Source organism: Tolypothrix tenuis PCC 7101 (assembly GCF_963874875.1).
Classification (GTDB): Bacteria; Cyanobacteriota; Cyanobacteriia; order Cyanobacteriales; family Nostocaceae; genus Aulosira; species Aulosira tenue.
In genome coordinates, this window is record NZ_CAWNJS010000001.1 from 7,737,248 (window position 1) to 7,755,111 (window position 17,864).

At 41.9% G+C, this 17,864-nt stretch carries 8 protein-coding genes; 1 reads left to right on the forward strand and 7 read right to left on the reverse strand.

Annotated elements, in window-relative coordinates; translation table 11 throughout:
- Positions 1-59 precede the first annotated feature (59 nt).
- Complete coding sequence (locus AACU25_RS30490) at positions 60-1,226, forward strand: tetratricopeptide repeat protein (RefSeq protein ID WP_096582080.1); 1,167 nt, start codon at positions 60-62, stop codon at positions 1,224-1,226.
- 671 nt (positions 1,227-1,897) lie between these two features.
- Here AACU25_RS30490 and AACU25_RS30495 read toward each other — a convergent pair.
- The 7 genes from AACU25_RS30495 to AACU25_RS30525 form a co-directional block, all read right to left on the reverse strand.
- Complete coding sequence (locus AACU25_RS30495) at positions 1,898-5,929, reverse strand: beta strand repeat-containing protein (RefSeq protein WP_096582082.1); 4,032 nt, start codon at positions 5,927-5,929, stop codon at positions 1,898-1,900.
- Between the two features lie 11 nt (positions 5,930-5,940).
- The gene (locus AACU25_RS30500) at positions 5,941-7,518 is read right to left on the reverse strand and encodes a reverse transcriptase domain-containing protein (protein WP_096582084.1); all 1,578 of its coding nucleotides are present in this window, start codon (positions 7,516-7,518) and stop codon (positions 5,941-5,943) included.
- Between the two features lie 195 nt (positions 7,519-7,713).
- Complete coding sequence (locus AACU25_RS30505; RefSeq protein WP_321206561.1) at positions 7,714-7,947, reverse strand: hypothetical protein; 234 nt, start codon at positions 7,945-7,947, stop codon at positions 7,714-7,716.
- Positions 7,948-8,060: 113 nt separating this feature from the next.
- Entirely contained in the window at positions 8,061-8,291 is a 231-nt protein-coding gene (locus tag AACU25_RS30510; RefSeq protein ID WP_339382082.1) for a hypothetical protein, read from the reverse strand.
- 209 nt (positions 8,292-8,500) lie between these two features.
- Positions 8,501-11,947: a GEVED domain-containing protein gene (locus AACU25_RS30515; RefSeq protein ID WP_190445643.1), complete on the reverse strand. Its 3,447-nt coding sequence runs from the start codon at positions 11,945-11,947 to the stop codon at positions 8,501-8,503.
- Between the two features lie 152 nt (positions 11,948-12,099).
- Positions 12,100-16,203, reverse strand: a complete 4,104-nt coding sequence (locus tag AACU25_RS30520; protein WP_339382083.1) for a porin family protein — start codon at positions 16,201-16,203, stop codon at positions 12,100-12,102.
- The gene (locus AACU25_RS30525; RefSeq protein WP_190445644.1) at positions 16,200-17,738 is read right to left on the reverse strand and encodes an isopeptide-forming domain-containing fimbrial protein; all 1,539 of its coding nucleotides are present in this window, start codon (positions 17,736-17,738) and stop codon (positions 16,200-16,202) included. The genes AACU25_RS30520 and AACU25_RS30525 overlap by 4 nt, the downstream gene beginning before the upstream one ends.
- Between the last annotated feature and the right edge of the window lie 126 nt (positions 17,739-17,864).

A 17,864-nucleotide genomic window follows, 5' to 3' on the forward strand; every position in this document is an offset into this window, starting at 1 on the left:
TGTTGTGGTGGGTACTCTGACTAATAAGGATCTAAGGAACAAGTAGAGGCCTGCCACTCATGTCAGAGAAACATCAACTTCGCCAGTGGTTTTGCAGTTTTTCTCAGTTAGCGCTGCACCGAAGTGCTTATCGGCAGCTGCTCTCAACTTCTGTTGCAATGTTGGTATTGGCTGTACCAACATTGACTAATTTACCAGGAAGCAAAGTTTTAGCCCAGAATGTCGTCAGCCAGAATCTAGAAGCCGCCAGTTTCTTCCAGCAGGGAGTGATGCGTTATCACCGCCAAGACTGGCAAGGTGCAGAATATGCCTTCAGAGAAGCATTGCGCCTAGATTCTAAAATAGGAATGGCTAGGAATTATCTAGGCACCATTTTCCTACAGCAAAACCGCTTGGATGTAGCTGTACAAGAGTTTGCAGAGGCAATTAAGATTAATCCTAATTCCAGCCAAGCTTACTACAACTTAGGTTTAGCCTTGCAACGTCAAGGTCAAAGAGAAGCCGCAATTACTGCTTATCGTCAAAGCCTGTTGATAGATCCGACAATCGCAGCAGCAGAATATAATTTAGGCGTAGTATTGTACGAACAAGGGCAAATACCAGAAGCGATCGCAGCTTATCAGCAAGCAATTAATCTGGATACTCACAATAGCAATGCTTACTTTAATTTAGCGATCGCCCAACAACAGCAAGGTCAAATTCAAGAAGCGATCACTACATACAAACAACTCGTAGAACAAGATCCAGACAATGCTGTAGCTTACAGCAACTTGGGCAGCCTAATGGCACTACAAGGGCAAACATCAGAGGCGATCGCTGTTTACCAGCAAGCTATTCAACATAATCCTAAAAATGCCTCAGCTTACTATAATTTGGGCGTAGCTTTATACAATCAGGGTAATTTTAAAACTGCTAATAGCGCCTTTAAACGCGCTCACCATGAGTACAATGCTCAAGGGAACATCGCGCAAGCTGAGAAAATGCAAACGTTAATGCAACAAATGGCTCAAATATTAGCGCCTAAACCACCTCAAGTTGCTCAAACAGAGACTCCTGCTGCTCCCGCCGCTGCCCTTAATCTATTTCCAGACAATAATTTACAACAACCAAATCAACCAGAAGTTCCTCAAGAAAATTCTCAAGAAAATACCCAAGAACCTCAAGGTGAGCCTGGGTATGTACCAATTTTGGTGCCACCACAACCAACATCAATGAATTCTCAGTAATGCGGTTTTTATTTGATTAAAATCAAAATTTTTACCTTAACAAAAGAATAGGTAATACCAACTTTTCACAAACATTATTGTAATTGGTATTACCTGTTAAAAAATAGCTGCCCCATTTCACGTTAAACATTAGAGACTATTATCCAAATTCAAAAAATATCTGCAACTCATCTATATTCAAATACAGTTCAGTTCAGAAAAATAATTGATAACAGAACCAAAAAACTAGTACAACACGGCGTAAAGGAAGCTACCGTTTCAAACAGTCAAAAGCCCAGATATATAAATCTTTTGACTTTTGACTTCCGCCTTGCGGTACTGGTTACTCAACAAAAAAACAGAACAATAATTTTGGAGGGGGTTTGGGGGACGCAACCGTCACCCAATCGGGGGTTTGGGGGAGAATCCCCCAATTCTTCTGGCTTCTTTAATAAGTGACAAATCAATCACTAATGAGCTTAACCCAAGCGTATTAATTTATATTCTGTAGGGACACAAACTTTGTGCCCTTATTTTATATATTTAGCCTATTACCTAAAAACTTAAGTTGATACGTCATTCAATCAAATATTCTGGTGTTAGGTCTGTCAAGGGTCAAGAGTCTTTAACTTTGGACTTTTGACACTTGACCAATGAGCGCGAGATATACAATTTAAATGCGTAACAGCTTATCAATTCACCTTAACTTTGAACCTTATATATCCATAAGAATTAGTCGGAGTCCCAGATCCAGTTGCTTTGGGTAAGGTAGTAGGACTTGTCACTACATTAACCATTACTAAACCATTAGTATTATCTGCAGCTGTCATCGTGGTAAAACTAACGGGTTTTTTACAAATGCTTGGAGGTGTAGTTCCTGGCGCATAAAAGAAACCGCGATCGCCATCAGCAACATTAGTCATGTAAACGGTTGGTACAGTAGGTAAACTAGTGTTACTATTGGCAAATGCTATACCCATATCCGCTTGTGGTAAACCACCTGTATCAGCAGTTAAACCATTAAATGGTGTTCCCAAAAAGGTAGTATTACTAGGAATTAAATCGCAAATCGTGACATTTGTCGCATCTTTAGTACCAGTCGAGAGGAAATAAATTGTATACTCTAGTTGATCGCCTGGTTTAATATTGCTGAGATTGATGGCTCCAGGTAAATAAGTATTTTTAGGAGTAGGCCAGTTAGCATGATCATCATCGCTAGCTTGAGCACTTGTAGTATCATCTACAAACCCTGTAATCTTCACACCATTAATCGCAGTAATTCTTTTCACCAAAAGTAAATTAGGAACACCACTACTAACTGGAACAGTTGTAGTTACAGTAGTTGGATCAATTGTTCCCGCATTTTCTGTTTGATCGATACTATTACTAGGTATAGTGACATCTGCTGGTAAAGTAGTGGTGGGGTTACTATCAACGTTATCTGTTTTGACACCAATACTAGGTAAGTTACTAGCGGTGCCTATACTTTGATTACTTAAAACTGTATTTGCCGGAGTACTACTCAAAATTTTCACAGGAACATTGATAGTAATAACAGCATTAGCTGGTAATGTATAGGGCGTAGAAGCATCAATTAAATTAGCATTAGGATTGGAACCTGTGTAAGCTGAATTAATAGTGGGGGCTGTTTGACTTACTCCAGCAATTTTCACGGTCACAGAAATCGGATTTGCTCCGGTTCTAGTCACATTAGTATCTAAAACATCTGTAATTTGGAAATTACTAATTGGTACAGTACTAGTATTTTTATAAACAATTGTCCAGGTTAATTCATCACCAGCCGTAACTACATTATTAGCATCTATATCATTAGTTAATTTGACAGATTTAAATCCTTGTACTTCAGGAATACTAATTTTAGTAGCATCAACAGATACTAATTGAGTTTGTGCTATACTGCCTGTTTCAATTTGCGCTGATACATCGCTAGCTAATGTGGATGTACTATCTACATTATCTGTATTAACTGCTGCGATTCCTGTGCCTGTACCTACAGCTTGGTTAACTTTATCTCCTACTTGATTAGCATTAATTGTCACAGGAATTTTAACAGCTATTACACCCCCAACAACTAAAGGCACTGTAGTACTGAAAAGATTATTATTGCCGTTACCATTGTAGTTAGTATCAACGGTGGGAGTTGTTTGCCCTACTCCACTGACGCTGACAGTTGGTGTTCCGGTTTTTGTAACTCCAGTTGGTAAAGCATCTGCTATTTGAAAATTGGGAACACTCGCTGTTCCTGAGTTTTTATAAATAATTGTCCATGTGACTGTATCTCCAGGCGTAACACTATTACTTGTATCTGCATCTGTGGTTAATTTCACAGATTTATAACCTGATAATTGAGGCGCAATAATTGTGAATGTTGTTGGATCAATGCTAGGGTTTTGTGTTTGCGTAATGCTACCACTAGGTATGGTTACACCTGTAGGTAATCCGGTAGTGCTACTATCAACATTATCTGTATTTGTAGCTGAGATATTCCCACCATTAGCTGTTGCTTGATTGGATTTTGTACCTGATGCTCCAGCGTTAATAGTTATAGGAATTCTGACTGTAATAATACCCCCAGCTTTTAAAGTAATTGGGGTTTGTAAAAGACTATTATTGCCAGTGCCATCATAACTGCTATTGGCAGTTGGTGCTGTACCTTGAGTATTATTAGTCGTAATATTAATACTGCCTGATTTTGTTAATCCTGATGGCAATATATCAGTAATTTGGAAGTTACTTACATCAACTGTACCTGTATTGATGTAAGTAACTGACCATGTAACTGTATCTCCCGCAGTAATGCTACTACTACTATCTAAATCATTTGTCAGTTTTACAGATTTATAACCTGATAAACTAGGCGTTGGTGTAGTAGCAGGAATATTAATTACAGTGGGGTCAATTGTTCCTGTTTGAGTTTGCTTTATACTAGCTGCAGGAACTTCTGTTACCCCTGTGTCGCTGTCAACGTTATCTGTATTGATGCCTGCGGTCGGTAAGTTATTACCTTGGGCTGTAGCTTGGTTGGATTTTGTACCTGATACTCCGCTATTAATCGTTACAGGAATATTAACAACTATTGTGCCTCCTGCTTTTAATGTAATTCCAGAAGCAAAGAGGTTAGTATTACTAATGCCATCATAACTACTATTAATTGTCGGAGAAGCTTGCCCACCACCACTTGCAGTTACGAGAGTAGGTGTTCCTGATTTAGTCACCCCTGATGGTAATGTATCGGTAATTTGAAAATTAGGAACATCAACTGTTCCGGTATTTTTATAAATTACTGTCCATGTTACAGTGTCTCCAGGGTCAAGACCTGTTGCACCTTGATCGGTTGTTAATTTAACTGATTTATAACCAATTACAGTGGCACTTCCCACACTTACAGTTGTGGGATCAATACTAGAATTTTGAGTTTGCAGAATACTGTTAGTTAGGGGCGTAACTCCTGTAGGTAAGCCTGTCGTAGTATTGTCAATATTGTCTGTTTTTATGCCCACCGTTGGTAAATTTGAGGCATTAGCAGTAGGTTGATTGCTGAGAATTGTGCCATTGGGTAATGCTGCATTCACATTCACAGGAATATCAATTGTAATCACTCCACCTGCTTTGAATGTTACGCCAGCAGCAAAGAGATTATTATTACCTGTACCGTTATAACTAGTATTAGGAGATGGTGCTGTTGCTTGTGTAGCATTAACAGTAATATTCGCAGTAGCTAATGCTGTAGATAGCGTGACTCCTGCTGGTAAAACATCAGTAATTTGGAAGTTGCTAATATCTACAGAACCAGTATTAGCATAGGTCACTCTCCAGGTAAGTTTGTCACCAGAAGTAACGCTATTGGTACTATCATTGTCGGTGGTTAATTGTACTGATTTATAACCAGAAGTATTTGGTGTAGCTGCTAATGCAATAGATTGATTTGCGCTTGCTTCTTGGCGATGATTGGTAGAATCGCCATTCGCAGGATTACCGCTAGCTTCTGCAACTTGACTGACTGTAGGAATGCTGGCATAGCTACTAGGAATAGTTGTCCCATTGGGCAAATCTACTGTATAAACATCAAGATTGCCGTTGGCTGTATAAGGTTGGTTTTGGCTGCTGGGATTGGGAGGAACAGGTGTACTTCCTAAAGTTACAGTAATAGAATTATTCACCACTGTTTCTGTAACTTTGACCGCTACTCGCACTTTTACTGTGCCATTTACAGGGATATAACCATTAGTCGTACCTAACAAATTGATCGTATTATCCCCGGTACTGGGAACATTGACGGCAACTGTTGTCTCTGAAGCCGCACCTGTACCATCAGGATCAACAGCAATAATCTGAATGCCTTCTAATGTTCCACCTGTAATTGTGGCTGTACCAGGGATAAAAAATTGCGTCGGATCGTTGCCAGTATTAGTAATGGTGAAGTCAAAATAGGCCACATCACCTGTATTAATCCCAGCAATTCCTTGATATGTGCCCGCATTAGTCACATTACTAGAGGCTTCAGTTGGCACACTACTCGAATTAATCGTAATTCCTGCCACTTCTAAAACGGTGACGGTAGAGTCGAGGGAGAGTATTATCTCTCGCCCCTCTCTGTTAAATCTGGACGTGCGTATTTCTACGCATCCAGCTTCCGATATTCTTAGACATAAACTATTTATTGGCTGTTCTCTCGTCCCAAAACGAAAGGGGTTTTCGCGCACAAGAGTCTCGGCTAATTTTCGTTCTGTCTTTTGCTCATGTGGATATAATCGTGACAGCTTTCATGTACGACTATCAGATTTTTATCTTTCCAGTTTCCATGATTGCCATCTATGTGATGTAAATCTACCTTTTCTTCTGAGGTCAATTTATGACCACAGTATCCACACGTATGGTTTTGCTTTCGTAATAGTTTTGAGGTTATGCCGTCGTATAATTTATTGTTCCTTTGAGACCAGTAAATCAAATCTCCATCAAAGGGTGATTTATTTCCTTTGACTTTGATATGGGCATTTTCAGAGTAAGAAACCGCAGGGAAGGCTTGTTTTACGAGCTTTTCGGCAGTTCGCCTATCAAGCTTTGTTTCTTTATTAAATACCTTGAATGCTCTGTAGTTCATGTGCCACAGTGAAAATCGTGACCCATCCATTTTGCAGAACTTGTGGTAATTTCTCCAACCTCTAACTATTGGAGCTAATTTCTTAGCCTTGACCTTAGCACCATAATTCGAGTTATTGACGATTCTTTTAACTTTCTTACGGAATGCTTTAAAGTTTTCCTGTGAGGGAAAACATTTTAACTTCCCGTTTTGCTGTACTTTGAATTTCCAGCCTAGAAAGTTAAATCCATCTGTCGAGGCGGTTAGCTTTGTCTTTTTCTCGCTGACTTTTAGTCCTCGTTTTGCTAAGAATTGGCTGATTTTGTCAAGTATTTTGTCTGCGTTGTCTTCCGGTCTGAGAAAGAACACCATGTCATCGGCATATCTAACACAGGCTTTTACTATTTTTGTGTTAGGCGTATTGGGCGTTACCCTTTTGTTTTTGTCTTTATGATATTGATGTAAATCTTCAATACCATTTAGGGCGATATTTGCTAGTAATGGGCTGACCACTCCTCCTTGTGGTGTGCCTTGTTCGGGGAATTCGGGGTTTATCCCCGCCTTTAATGCTCGGAAAATCCCCGTTTTTAACCTTTTGGGGGCGATGAGGTTTTCCATTATGGTGTTGTGGTTTATCCGGTCAAAGCACTTTTCTATGTCTAGCTCAAGGATTCTTTTTGTGATGCCATTACTTACGGATGACAAGTTGTTCGCTATCTGCTTTTGGGCATCGTGGGCAGAGCGCCCAGTTCTGAATCCATAGCTATGTTCGTGGAAAGTTGCTTCGTGTGCTGGCTCCAGTGCATATTTTGCGAGGCATTGCCAAGCTCTATCCGCAATAGTGGGAACTTTTAGGTATCTTATGGAACCATCCTTTTTGGGAATTGGTATCAGTCTAAGTTTGTTGTGATACCAATCTCTTTGTCTGAGTAACAATTCAAGGTTGAATCTTTCCTCATAGGTTAGGGCAAGTTTCCCATCAATACCCGCAGTCTTTTTACCAGCATTTAGCTGTGTTACTTGACGAATCGCCAGAAACCTAGCTGCAAAGGATTTCAGAATCAGCTTTTGTAGTGACCTAGCTTTGCGCTTGTCTCCAACTCGAACAGCTTTAAACACTCTTTTTTGTAAGCGGAAAAGGTTCGCCCGGAATTTCTTCCAGGGTAATGATTTCCAAGATTCACTAGTAATTTTCTTACTGTGCCTAATCATGCTCTACTCCAAGTCGCGTTTTCTGAATACCTCAGAGCAGTTACGCTCTGTCCTACCCGATACAAGGGAGTTCCGTATCTCGTCTTACCTACTGTGGGTTTTCGACCTTTCCCCAGACCCTTATACCGTTTTTACTCGTTCCGTTCTTTCGATTGTTTTGATGGTTTAGGACAGTCCAGTTTGCCTATCCTCTCCTCAGAGATTGCAGCTATTGTCGGCGTGATGCTGCGAGAATAAGAGGATGTAGTCTGCATTTTGTTTTTCAGGTTGCAGCTTTACACTGAGACATTTTTCTAGGACTTGTTTTATCCATGCCATCTCCCCGTTAGCACCAGTGTGGTCTTCCTGCTTAACCTCTGGTTGTGCCCTGTTCCCAGCTTCAGCCTCCATAATTCCGAGTATGGTCACTGTGGGCAGATAGGGAGTCACTTGTCTCCTCAAGGGTAGGACTTGCTTTTCTAGGTTACTAGGCTCACCTACATCAAAAGAACAGTTATATAATTTGAAAGCAGCTTTCAAATTATGCTCTAGCCATACCTCCCTTAATAGGGGTTCCTGCTAGAAACGAGCCGCACGCTGACAGTGTTAGAAGTCACGGTATTAGTAGTGCCTGATGTCTCTCCTTCAAAACTGCCCGTGGCGCTATTGTCGATCGTAGTCCCCGGAGGAGTCGAATCAGCCAAAACCGTTTTTAGTAAAGGTAAGAAACTGCCACAAATTATGGCAGTGGTTAAAAATAAGCGAGTCGATGCTCGAAGAAAGGAGGTTGACATAGCGATTATCTAGTTTTGGCTGTAAAGTAACTCCCCCTAATGGGCAGAAGGGCTAACTCATATCTGGCATTTCTCCGTATAAACCCTGAATATGAGAAAAAGATTGCGATAATAACACGTTATTTATATCGCACTTATAGGCAAAAATAAGGAATTTGGGTTTATTACTGAGTAAATAAATAACATATGTTTGATTTACGAAATGTGGATTAATTAACTTTCACGTTAAAGCGGACGAAACCGTAGGAAGCAAAAGGTGTCCCAGCTGCAGTGGCTTTAGGAACGATAGTGCTAGCACCCATCTCTACCACAACTCCACCATTTGTATTTGTGGCTGCACCACATGGGGGATTGGGTAATGATGTACCGGCACTATAGAATTGACCGCGATCGCTATCTGCAATGTTGGTAAGTTGTACTTTACCTGTTCCTGTTGAAGTACTAGGATCAGCTAGTGCTGTATTATCCCAACCTAAAAGAATGCCATTACCGACGGCGTAAGTATCTGCTTGGAAAGTGGTATTTGTGGGAATGCGATCGCAGATTTTCACATTCTTGAGGTTATCTGTACCACTGGAAAGAAAGTAAATTGTGTATTCTAGGTTATCTCCGGGGAATACTCCAGATATTGAGTTACAAGCATTACCAGTATTGCAGGCGATCGCTCCACGCAAATATTTATCTTTATTCGTAGGCCAGCCAGTTGCGTCATCATTGACGGTGGAATCATTAACAAAGGCAGTGGTAATATTTGTGCCATTAATCGCCGTAATCCGTTTAACTAAGCTGAGATTTGGCACAGCACCAATGCTAATTTTATAGTCCTCAACTTCACCATTAGCGATCGCTCCATTAGGAGTAGAGGTTGTCAGTGTAGCGCTATCACTCAAGCGGAAACGAGCATAAGTATCACCCGCAGTTAATCCTGTAATCCCTGTCCACTGAATATTGATATTTTGGGCTGTAGCACTAACTGCGATCGGTTGGATACCTGCTAAACCTGTATTGGAATCATAGGCCACACCTTCACTAGCTGCAAACACACCATCTTTGTTAAAGTCAATCCAACCAACTAAATAAGCAGCTGCTGCCGTATTAGTAACATTAACTGTAGCTGTGTAAGATGTGGTGCTGGTGTTGATAGCGGGTAAAGTCACACCATCTTCATCATCAGGTGTACCTGTTGTATCATCGGCATCGGCATTAGCATTTTGCAATGTGCCGTCATCAGCATCAATATTTGCCCCCATTTTGAGAGTACTAACAATGTTATGACTGGCTCCTCCATTAGCTAAAGTCGTTTGATAGTCACCTACACCTGTACCACTGCTGGTATCCGGTGCATCGCCATAATCTATCCCAATAATCGTTACATCTTCCCCCGTACTTGAGGCAGAATTATAACTAGCAGTTGTAGTTCCGCTTGTCGATGGATCGTCATAGGTGGCTGTGGCTGGGTTTTGATAGGTTCCTAAAGCAGTAGCGTTAGGAATATCAACTTTAAAAACAATAGTGACAGACTCAGCCTCCGGAATCGTAAACGTCCCCCAACTAGGATTAGTTGCTGCTGTAGTTGGGTTAGTGCTTGTAGGGCGAGTTGCGCCACTGCTCATCGTCACTGAGGTAGTCGAAGCATAAGTGAAACCTGTAGGTAGCAAATCAGAAATTACCACATTAGTTGCTGAAGATGTGAGAGCAGCGTTAGATACTGTGATGGTATAAGTCGCAGTCATCGCACCAGTTCCCGGTTTAGTGATTGTGGGAGTGCTAGTAGTTTTAGTCACTGTTAACTTCGGTAAGCACTGAGCACCACTTTTAATTCCTGGGCTATCGTTGGCAGAAATTGGAGCTACTAAACCTGTGCCGCCTGCTGCATAAAAGTTACGCGGATTAGCATTCATTAATAATCCAGTTTGACCACCAGCTCCTCCTGCTAGGCTAACGACTGTCGCTGCTGCACTAGTACTAATGACAACACCACCACCGCCACCACCGCCAGGCCCGTGAGCTTCTCTAAAGGTTGACCAACCGCCATCACCACCAGCAGCATTCACACTGAGATTACTAATCCCGGTTGTACCAGTACTTTTAACATCATAGGCAACAGCATAAACAGTTCCCCCAGCACCACCGCCGCCAGCACCGTCATTAGCGATACTTAAACCTTGTACACCTCTGACATCAAATATGCCACTGCCAGCGATAGTATCAGCGCGCACTAGAGCAATTCCACCCCCAGCACCACCGCTGCTGTATATCCCAGTACTATTTGCTTTATTATTACCATCAAAATCTGCACCATTCGCATAGGTTGGTGAACCTGTATAGTTTGTCCCCAGGGTTCTACTAACAGAAGTGGTAGCATCATTGGTTGTACCTGCACCTCCACCTCCGCCCATAAATAGGCGTTCACCATTATTAATTAGTGCGGTGGTAAATGCCTTACCTCCAAAACCGCCCGATGGCACTTGACTACTCCAGGCTCGTCCCCCACGACCGCCATCACCACCATTGGCACCCCCACCGCCGCCACTATTTTGGTCATTAGAAGAGGGATTACCATCTGTGCTACCGCCACCTGCGTTGGCGGGTGCACCTCGTCCATAGCTACCATTGGGATATCCTTCATCCGTATTAGTGGTAATCGTTGGTGCCGTTGTGGGATTACCGTTGGTTGCACTAATGGTACTGGGATTAAAGTAATTAAGTACAAACTTGGGTGTACCAGCAATACTTTCTCCCTTGGAACCGTTAAAACCAGTTGTGCTGTTATTCTGGGAATTAGTGCGATAGTCTGTATTTGCACCTCCACTCGTTCCTTTTAATTGACGACCTGCTCCGGGACGAAACCCTTTACCCCGGAGATCGACAATAGTGCCGCCACCCAAAGTCATTTTGCCTGCTACATCTATGGCAAAAACTCCACCCACTGTCCCATCCCAAGGTAAAGCAGTCACACCTGCATTCAAGGTGACGCTAGAGTATTGAGGTACTCGAATAATCTGGTAACTACGTCTGCCACTTGTGCCTGCTGCTGCAGAGCGATATGTATAGTTTAATCCTTTACTAGCTCCAGTCCCCTTAATCCCAATTGTTGACCCTGCCACACTAGTGACAGCAACAAATTCATAGTGTCCAGCATTATTAATTGCCGTAAAGCCACTCGCTCCAGTAGAAGGGGGAGTATCAGTAGCCACTGTAGGCGGTGTTGGCTCAGGACTACTATAGGCTGGCACATCTCCGCCTATCCCATCTCCGTAGCTATCCCCGTTGCTGGAGTCAATGTCAGCATCTTGCATCTGAATAATCATCAGTAAATCGCCAACTGCAATACTGGGGGCATTGGTAGGCAATTTACTAGCTACGTTGACAGTAATCGAAGTTATGCCACTATTGATAGTTCCAGAGTTGGCAGCAAAGTAGGAATTGACAATACCGTTGATGGTGCCAGAGCCATCTTTTCCGGGTGTGGCGCAGGGGTCATTTCCCGCAGCGAGAACAATGTCGTTGTGATAATTGAGAGGACTGATAAATAGGATGAGGCTTAGAAAGCCAATTATAAAATTGCGGTATAATTTATTACTTATTTTACTAGGTAAAATCATCACTACGCTGACTATAATAATTGCTGCTGCAAGTAAGATTATATTTAACATTTCTTGCATTCATCAATGTAAAATTTGATATCTAAAGTAATTTGGTTAGTAACTCTGCTCACCTCTTAATTTTCTTTTTTTATTAGCCTTGATGGTGTGTGATTTGTTTGACTTTAAGGTTGAGATACTTAAAAAAATACGTATAAATTTCGTCATATTCTTAACTTTCCTGGTACTTGCGATTCTTGTTGCTGGAATGGGGTAACTTTTTGCTGCCCGAAACCATCAAATAATTCGTTAAGCTTCAGCGTGATACCTAAATATGGCCCCCCTGCAGAGCGAGTACCAGAAAAATCTCGATCATCAACTCGTCCAAAAACATATCCAGCTGCGAGGCGCAAATTGGGGCTGAGGTAATAGCCAGCTTCAATGACAAAGCCTGTTTCTGTATAGGTAGATTGATTAATGAAACGGGCTTCACCCACCAAATCCATGCTGTACCCTAAGCGATAGGTTGCGCGGAATTGGGCCAGGTTAACTGTAGTAGTACCAACTAAATCGCTGGCTAGGTAAGAGGTACTATTACGTAAAGCATATTTGCCATAAAATTCCCACTGCCAGTTGGGAGCATAGATAGCCTCTAACGCAAAGGTATGATCTTCGGAACCTGTACCACTACCTAACAAAATAGTGTCAGGAATAGTTGCGGGATTTTGACGGTATTCATAACGCAACAAAGCGTTAAATTTATCGCTATGGGGGTCACGGTAGGCTAAACCCACCTTGAGGTTGACTGTATCTCCTAATCCTGTAAGTTTTTGATTAGAAGAGTTTGCCTGTTGATAACGTACTAAAGCTGTCAGCGACGGAGAAATCTTACCAGTTGCAGCTGCTGAAATTACAGTATTGGAACCACCGGCGGAACTACGATACTCATAACGGGCGCTGGCTTGAAATTGCGGATTATCAGAGTATTCCAGCCCAACACTGTAGCTATCACCACCATTAAACCCAATAGCAGAAGCACTTTGACCGGAAGCAAACGGTTGGCTAAATTGTTGACCTGCTGCAGTCTTTTTGAAGAAGCTGCCAAATACATGTTCGTAAGCCAGATTTAACCGCAAACCAGGCGCAATAGACCAACGGTTATTCAAACCTATGGCTCCTTGAGTAGTGATTTCATTAGCACCACCCAAAATTGAGTAACGACCAGTCAAGACGGTATCAGTACCAAGCTTGTGTTCGCCATTGACACTGAGGCTAGTAATAGAATTACCGGACAATTGACCGCTACTGTAAAACTGTTGGGCAAGACTAATATTAATCCCAGGTATGACAGCCCAGTTGAGTCCAAAAATAGTCCGGTCTGGGTAAACAGTATCCTTGGTTGATGATAAAGTCAGTTCATTTTGCGCTTGGAAAGTCAGGTTACTCGCTAAAGGCACTGTCAAACGCGATCGCAATTGATCGGAATTACTACTGAGCGCATTTGCAGGAATCCGATCTTCCCGGTTGCGATGAATCCAATCTAAATCTATAGTGTTACGACCAAAGCGTTGTTGAATCCCGGCAGAAATCGTTGTCAGTGAATTATTTACTTGACTACCAGGAACAGCTTGAGAACGTGGTGAAAACAGTTCTTCAAATGTATCTAGGGGTTGAGGTGCAATACCAAAGTTATCTTCGTGGTCATATTGCAGTCGGATATTGGTAGTTGCAGAAACTTGACCTGTTAATTGTGCGCCATAACGAGTTTGACCTGGGACAAAGCTGATGGTGGCATTATTGGCAAAACCCGTGCCAGCATAACGATAATAGGCACGACCTTGGATACCTTGAAAAATTTGTCCCTCAGCTTCTAAGCGGTAAGCTTCACCGCTAACCTTACCCATAACATCAGAATTATTGGTGGAATGGGCATATTCTGCTATTAACTTGCTGTTACCACCTAAAGCAATCATGGCATCAGCGCCATATAATTCAAAGCCGCGCACCCCTTGGTTTTCTCTGACGTAGGTTGCAGCTAACCAACTTTCCTGATTGACAGCGCGGGAGAAGTTGTATTGTAAGCGACCTGCATAAATATCACTATTAGAATCTTGAGTATCATACTGATAGCTCACAATAATCTTACGGACTAAAACTTGTCCCTCTTGGTCAATATCAGTACGGAGAATCGGTTCGCGGAATAATAGAGTTCCGCGATCGTAATCGATTTCGTAGTCTGAACCTCGGCCTAGTTGTTTACGTTGTAGTACCGTCCCTGGACGGTTGAGTTCTTCTAACTCCAAAAATACATTTTCACTACCAGGAACTAAGATGCGGCGAGACAGAAAGTAATAACCACTAGTTCCATCAGGAGCGATCGCATCTCGTTGGAAACCTTGGAGGTTATTGCCATAGAATGCTGTAAATTGAAGATTTCCTAGGTTGTAGTTGGCTTTAAAACCGTGTAGTTGACGGGTAGTAGCAGTATACTGCTGCGATGATCTAGCAAATTCCTCTGTATTATAGTCACCCCACATAAAATAATCGGGAGTAGACCCTGGGATACCAGATGAATGCTCAAAACGTACATACACGCTATCAATAGAAGGAGTAACAACGGTAGATGTGGAACTATCCCCATAGACAGGATAGTTTTGCTCGCTGAATTGGTTACTACGAAATAGACGGTTCTCACAGTTGCAGTCCTGGTTGAGGTTGCGAGAACTATTGTAAGAGCCAGTAAATAACCAATCACCAATCGCGCCAGTGGCAAATATTGCGGAGTGAAAATCTAATTGGGTTCTGTTATCTCTGTCTGGACGGAGAAAATCACGAAAACTGCCATAATAATCTGTACCTCTAGCACCTAAGCGCAAATCGACTACGCCAGTAAGCAGACTAGGACGTAGCGCTGTTTCAAATTGCAGTTGGGTAAAGGCTTCTAGATCATTCACCTTGGCCAGAATTCTGACAGTTTGGGCTGTCAGATTAGAACGCAGTGTGGCTGTAAATTGCCCTCCTTTCGCCTCCACTTGAAATCCTGGTTGGTCGGGTTTAAAGTCTTGACCAACAAAATCCCCAGCCGTAGGTATTAAAGTGATGACAGCATCTTGATTAGAGCGATTGCCATTTTCATCAATTAATTGACCCTTTACTGTGGCCGTTGTACGTCCATCAGCAGGAATCCGAGATTCTACTGTTTCTAATGTGAGTTGTTTTGGCGTTCCTCTAATTACTACTTCCACTGTCGCTGGTGGTTCTGTACTACCTAAGATTTGTGCAGAAATAGTGTTTTTTCCTGATTGTAAAGAGACACCATACCATGTCTGCGTTACTAGGTTAGTAGTACTATCACTTTCTGTTCGTCCAACTAAAGAAGAGTCTACCAGCGTTCCATTTACCCGCAGTTCCACTTGACCCCCAGCCGGAAATTGTACACTCACCGTAGTTGCTGGTGCATCTAAAACACTGTCAGCTGTTGGGGTCAGGATTTTCACTCCTGTGGAGATAGGGGAAGCATTGGGAGATGGGGAATTAGGATCTATATTCTCTTTGACTCCCTCTGCAATTTTAGATAAACCTCTAGGTAATGTGGTCTCAACTGTTGGTTGAAATATTTGGATTTCTGTTGTTGCTGCTGTACTCTCATTAGAGGCATCAGTAGCAATTTTAGATAAACCTCTAGGTAATGTGGTCTCAACTGTTGATTGAAACGTTTGGATTTCGGTTGATACTGATGTATTCTCACTAGAAGCATCAGTAGCAATTTTAGATAAGCCTCTAGGTAATGTGGTCTCAACTGCTGGTTGAAACGTTTGGATTTCTGTGGTTGCTGACGTAGTACTACTAGAAGCATCAGCCGCAATTTTGGATAAGCCTCTAGGTAATGTGGTCTCAACTGTTGGCTGAAAAGGTTGTATACCTAAAGAAGGCTGTGTTTCTTTCTGACTTACCGTTGTAGCTATTGTGTCGTATTGATCGCTAAATTCGGTATCAAATGTTGAAGAATCAAAATTAATAGATGAACTCTCAATTAAGCTAGCTGTTGTAAGTTGCTGTTGATTGTTCGCAAAAATATCAGCTGAATTTACATCGATTATTGTTTCAGGAACTTTGCTCTCTGGTTCTTCTGAACTGACTGTAATTTGTTCAACCTTCTCAGCCTGTAAAGCAAAATTGAAGTTGTCATTAACCTCAACCGCAAGCTGTGAATTATCAGTAGTTTCCCCATGAGCAACAATTGGGTACAAAATTATACTCAAGGCTCCTGCCATAGCCCCGATCAAGCTGAGGTTGAAAGTAGTTGTATGGTGGAGTCTGGGTTTCATTTCTTAATTTGCTCCGGGAAGGCTGGGGTGACGGCGAAATTCATACGTACAAGCCCACCAGGTTCTAAACGCACTAAGCGAGATTGACTATTACGTTCGCGAAATTTCTCATTAGGAGCTAGAGTGTAACCATTGACGCTGCTAAGATCTAATACACCTGTATGGTTTCCTGGTAAAACATTAGCTACGGAGAACAGTCCATTGGGGTCTGTAGTGATGCGGTTACCATCCTCCAAGAAAATCACAGCATTAGGGATTCCTCGCTCACCTGGTTGTTGTTCACCGTCAAAGTTTCTATCAACAAACACGCGACCGATGATTGTCCCACAATCCGAGACAATTCCGGGACGAATTTTTAATTGGTAAGTGGCTGGCCCATCCTTAGTGCTGAAACCGTTATCAGTTCTTTGTGCATTCACAATTGCACTGTTGCGACCCGTCCCGCGCACCGCATCACTGGTAAGTTGCACCGCATAAACAATATTCAGTGTTTTTCCGGTACTAGCAGTAACATCTGCACTTAATGTAATAATGTTGCCATTGGTTTGTGAAGTTATGGCGACTGGTTGAGAGTCTATTTCACCACGGATTGATTGTGGTAAAAATTTGAATCCTAGGGGTAAGTTATCGGTAATTACCAGATTATTTAAACCAGCATCCGATAAATTCTTGATTGTCAGGCGATAAATAACTGTATCCCCAGGTTCAGCAGTAGCGCGATCGCCTGTTTTGATGATCTGTATTTGATTGGGTTGACACATTCCTGTCGTGAATCGAAATGCTAATAAGTCCAGTCCTACGGTTTCTGCGTTGGGGACAAGGGCTACTGTGTCTGTAAAATTAGTACCGCCTGTAGTGGTGATTGGTTGACCATCCAGGGAAGTAGCAACATACTTAATGATGCTGTTATTGTCATCCCCGTTGTTTTCCACAATTTGAATCTTGATGCGTCTTTGTTGGTAAATTGAGTTTGCAGGTGGATTGATGACTAAAATATAGGTGCTACCTGTATTTGTTTGTCCTTGATTTGGATCTAATAAAAAGTTATAAGTACCTCTTGGTTCGCTATTAGTCAGAAAGTAGGGATTACTATTTTCAGTATTTGGTTTTAATCCACCAGGTATTTGATTGTCAGGAATATCAGGAACTTCTGTCCGAGTTAATGGTAATAATTGCCCTAATTCTGTTCCTGTGGGATCGTTGGGATTGGGTTCATAGACAGCAATAGAAAAGCCTGTATAATCAGGTAATAATTGCCCACTACAGCCTAAAATTCTACCTAATGGGTCAACTAATTTATCAGATCCAAGGTTAATCTGAGAAGAAGTTGCTTCATATTTTTCATTAGTAGCTGTATCTGTATAAGTATATTGAGCTTGATTAATAAATGCTGGACGCACAGTTTGGTTTTCAGCTTCTTGTGCTCTTAGTGGTAGAGAACCATGCAAGATATTGCTAACAAGAAGCGTTGCAGTTAATTTCTGCAACCATCTACTATTAGGAGTGAAATGCTTTTGGATTTGGGGAAATAGCACTTAACATTTCTCCTATGAAATACCAAGTCTGTGAATGAGTTTGGGGAATGGGGAATGGGGATGAGGGAGATGAGGAAGACATAATTAATGACTTTTGACTTACTCGGTAGCGGTACTAGTCCCTCA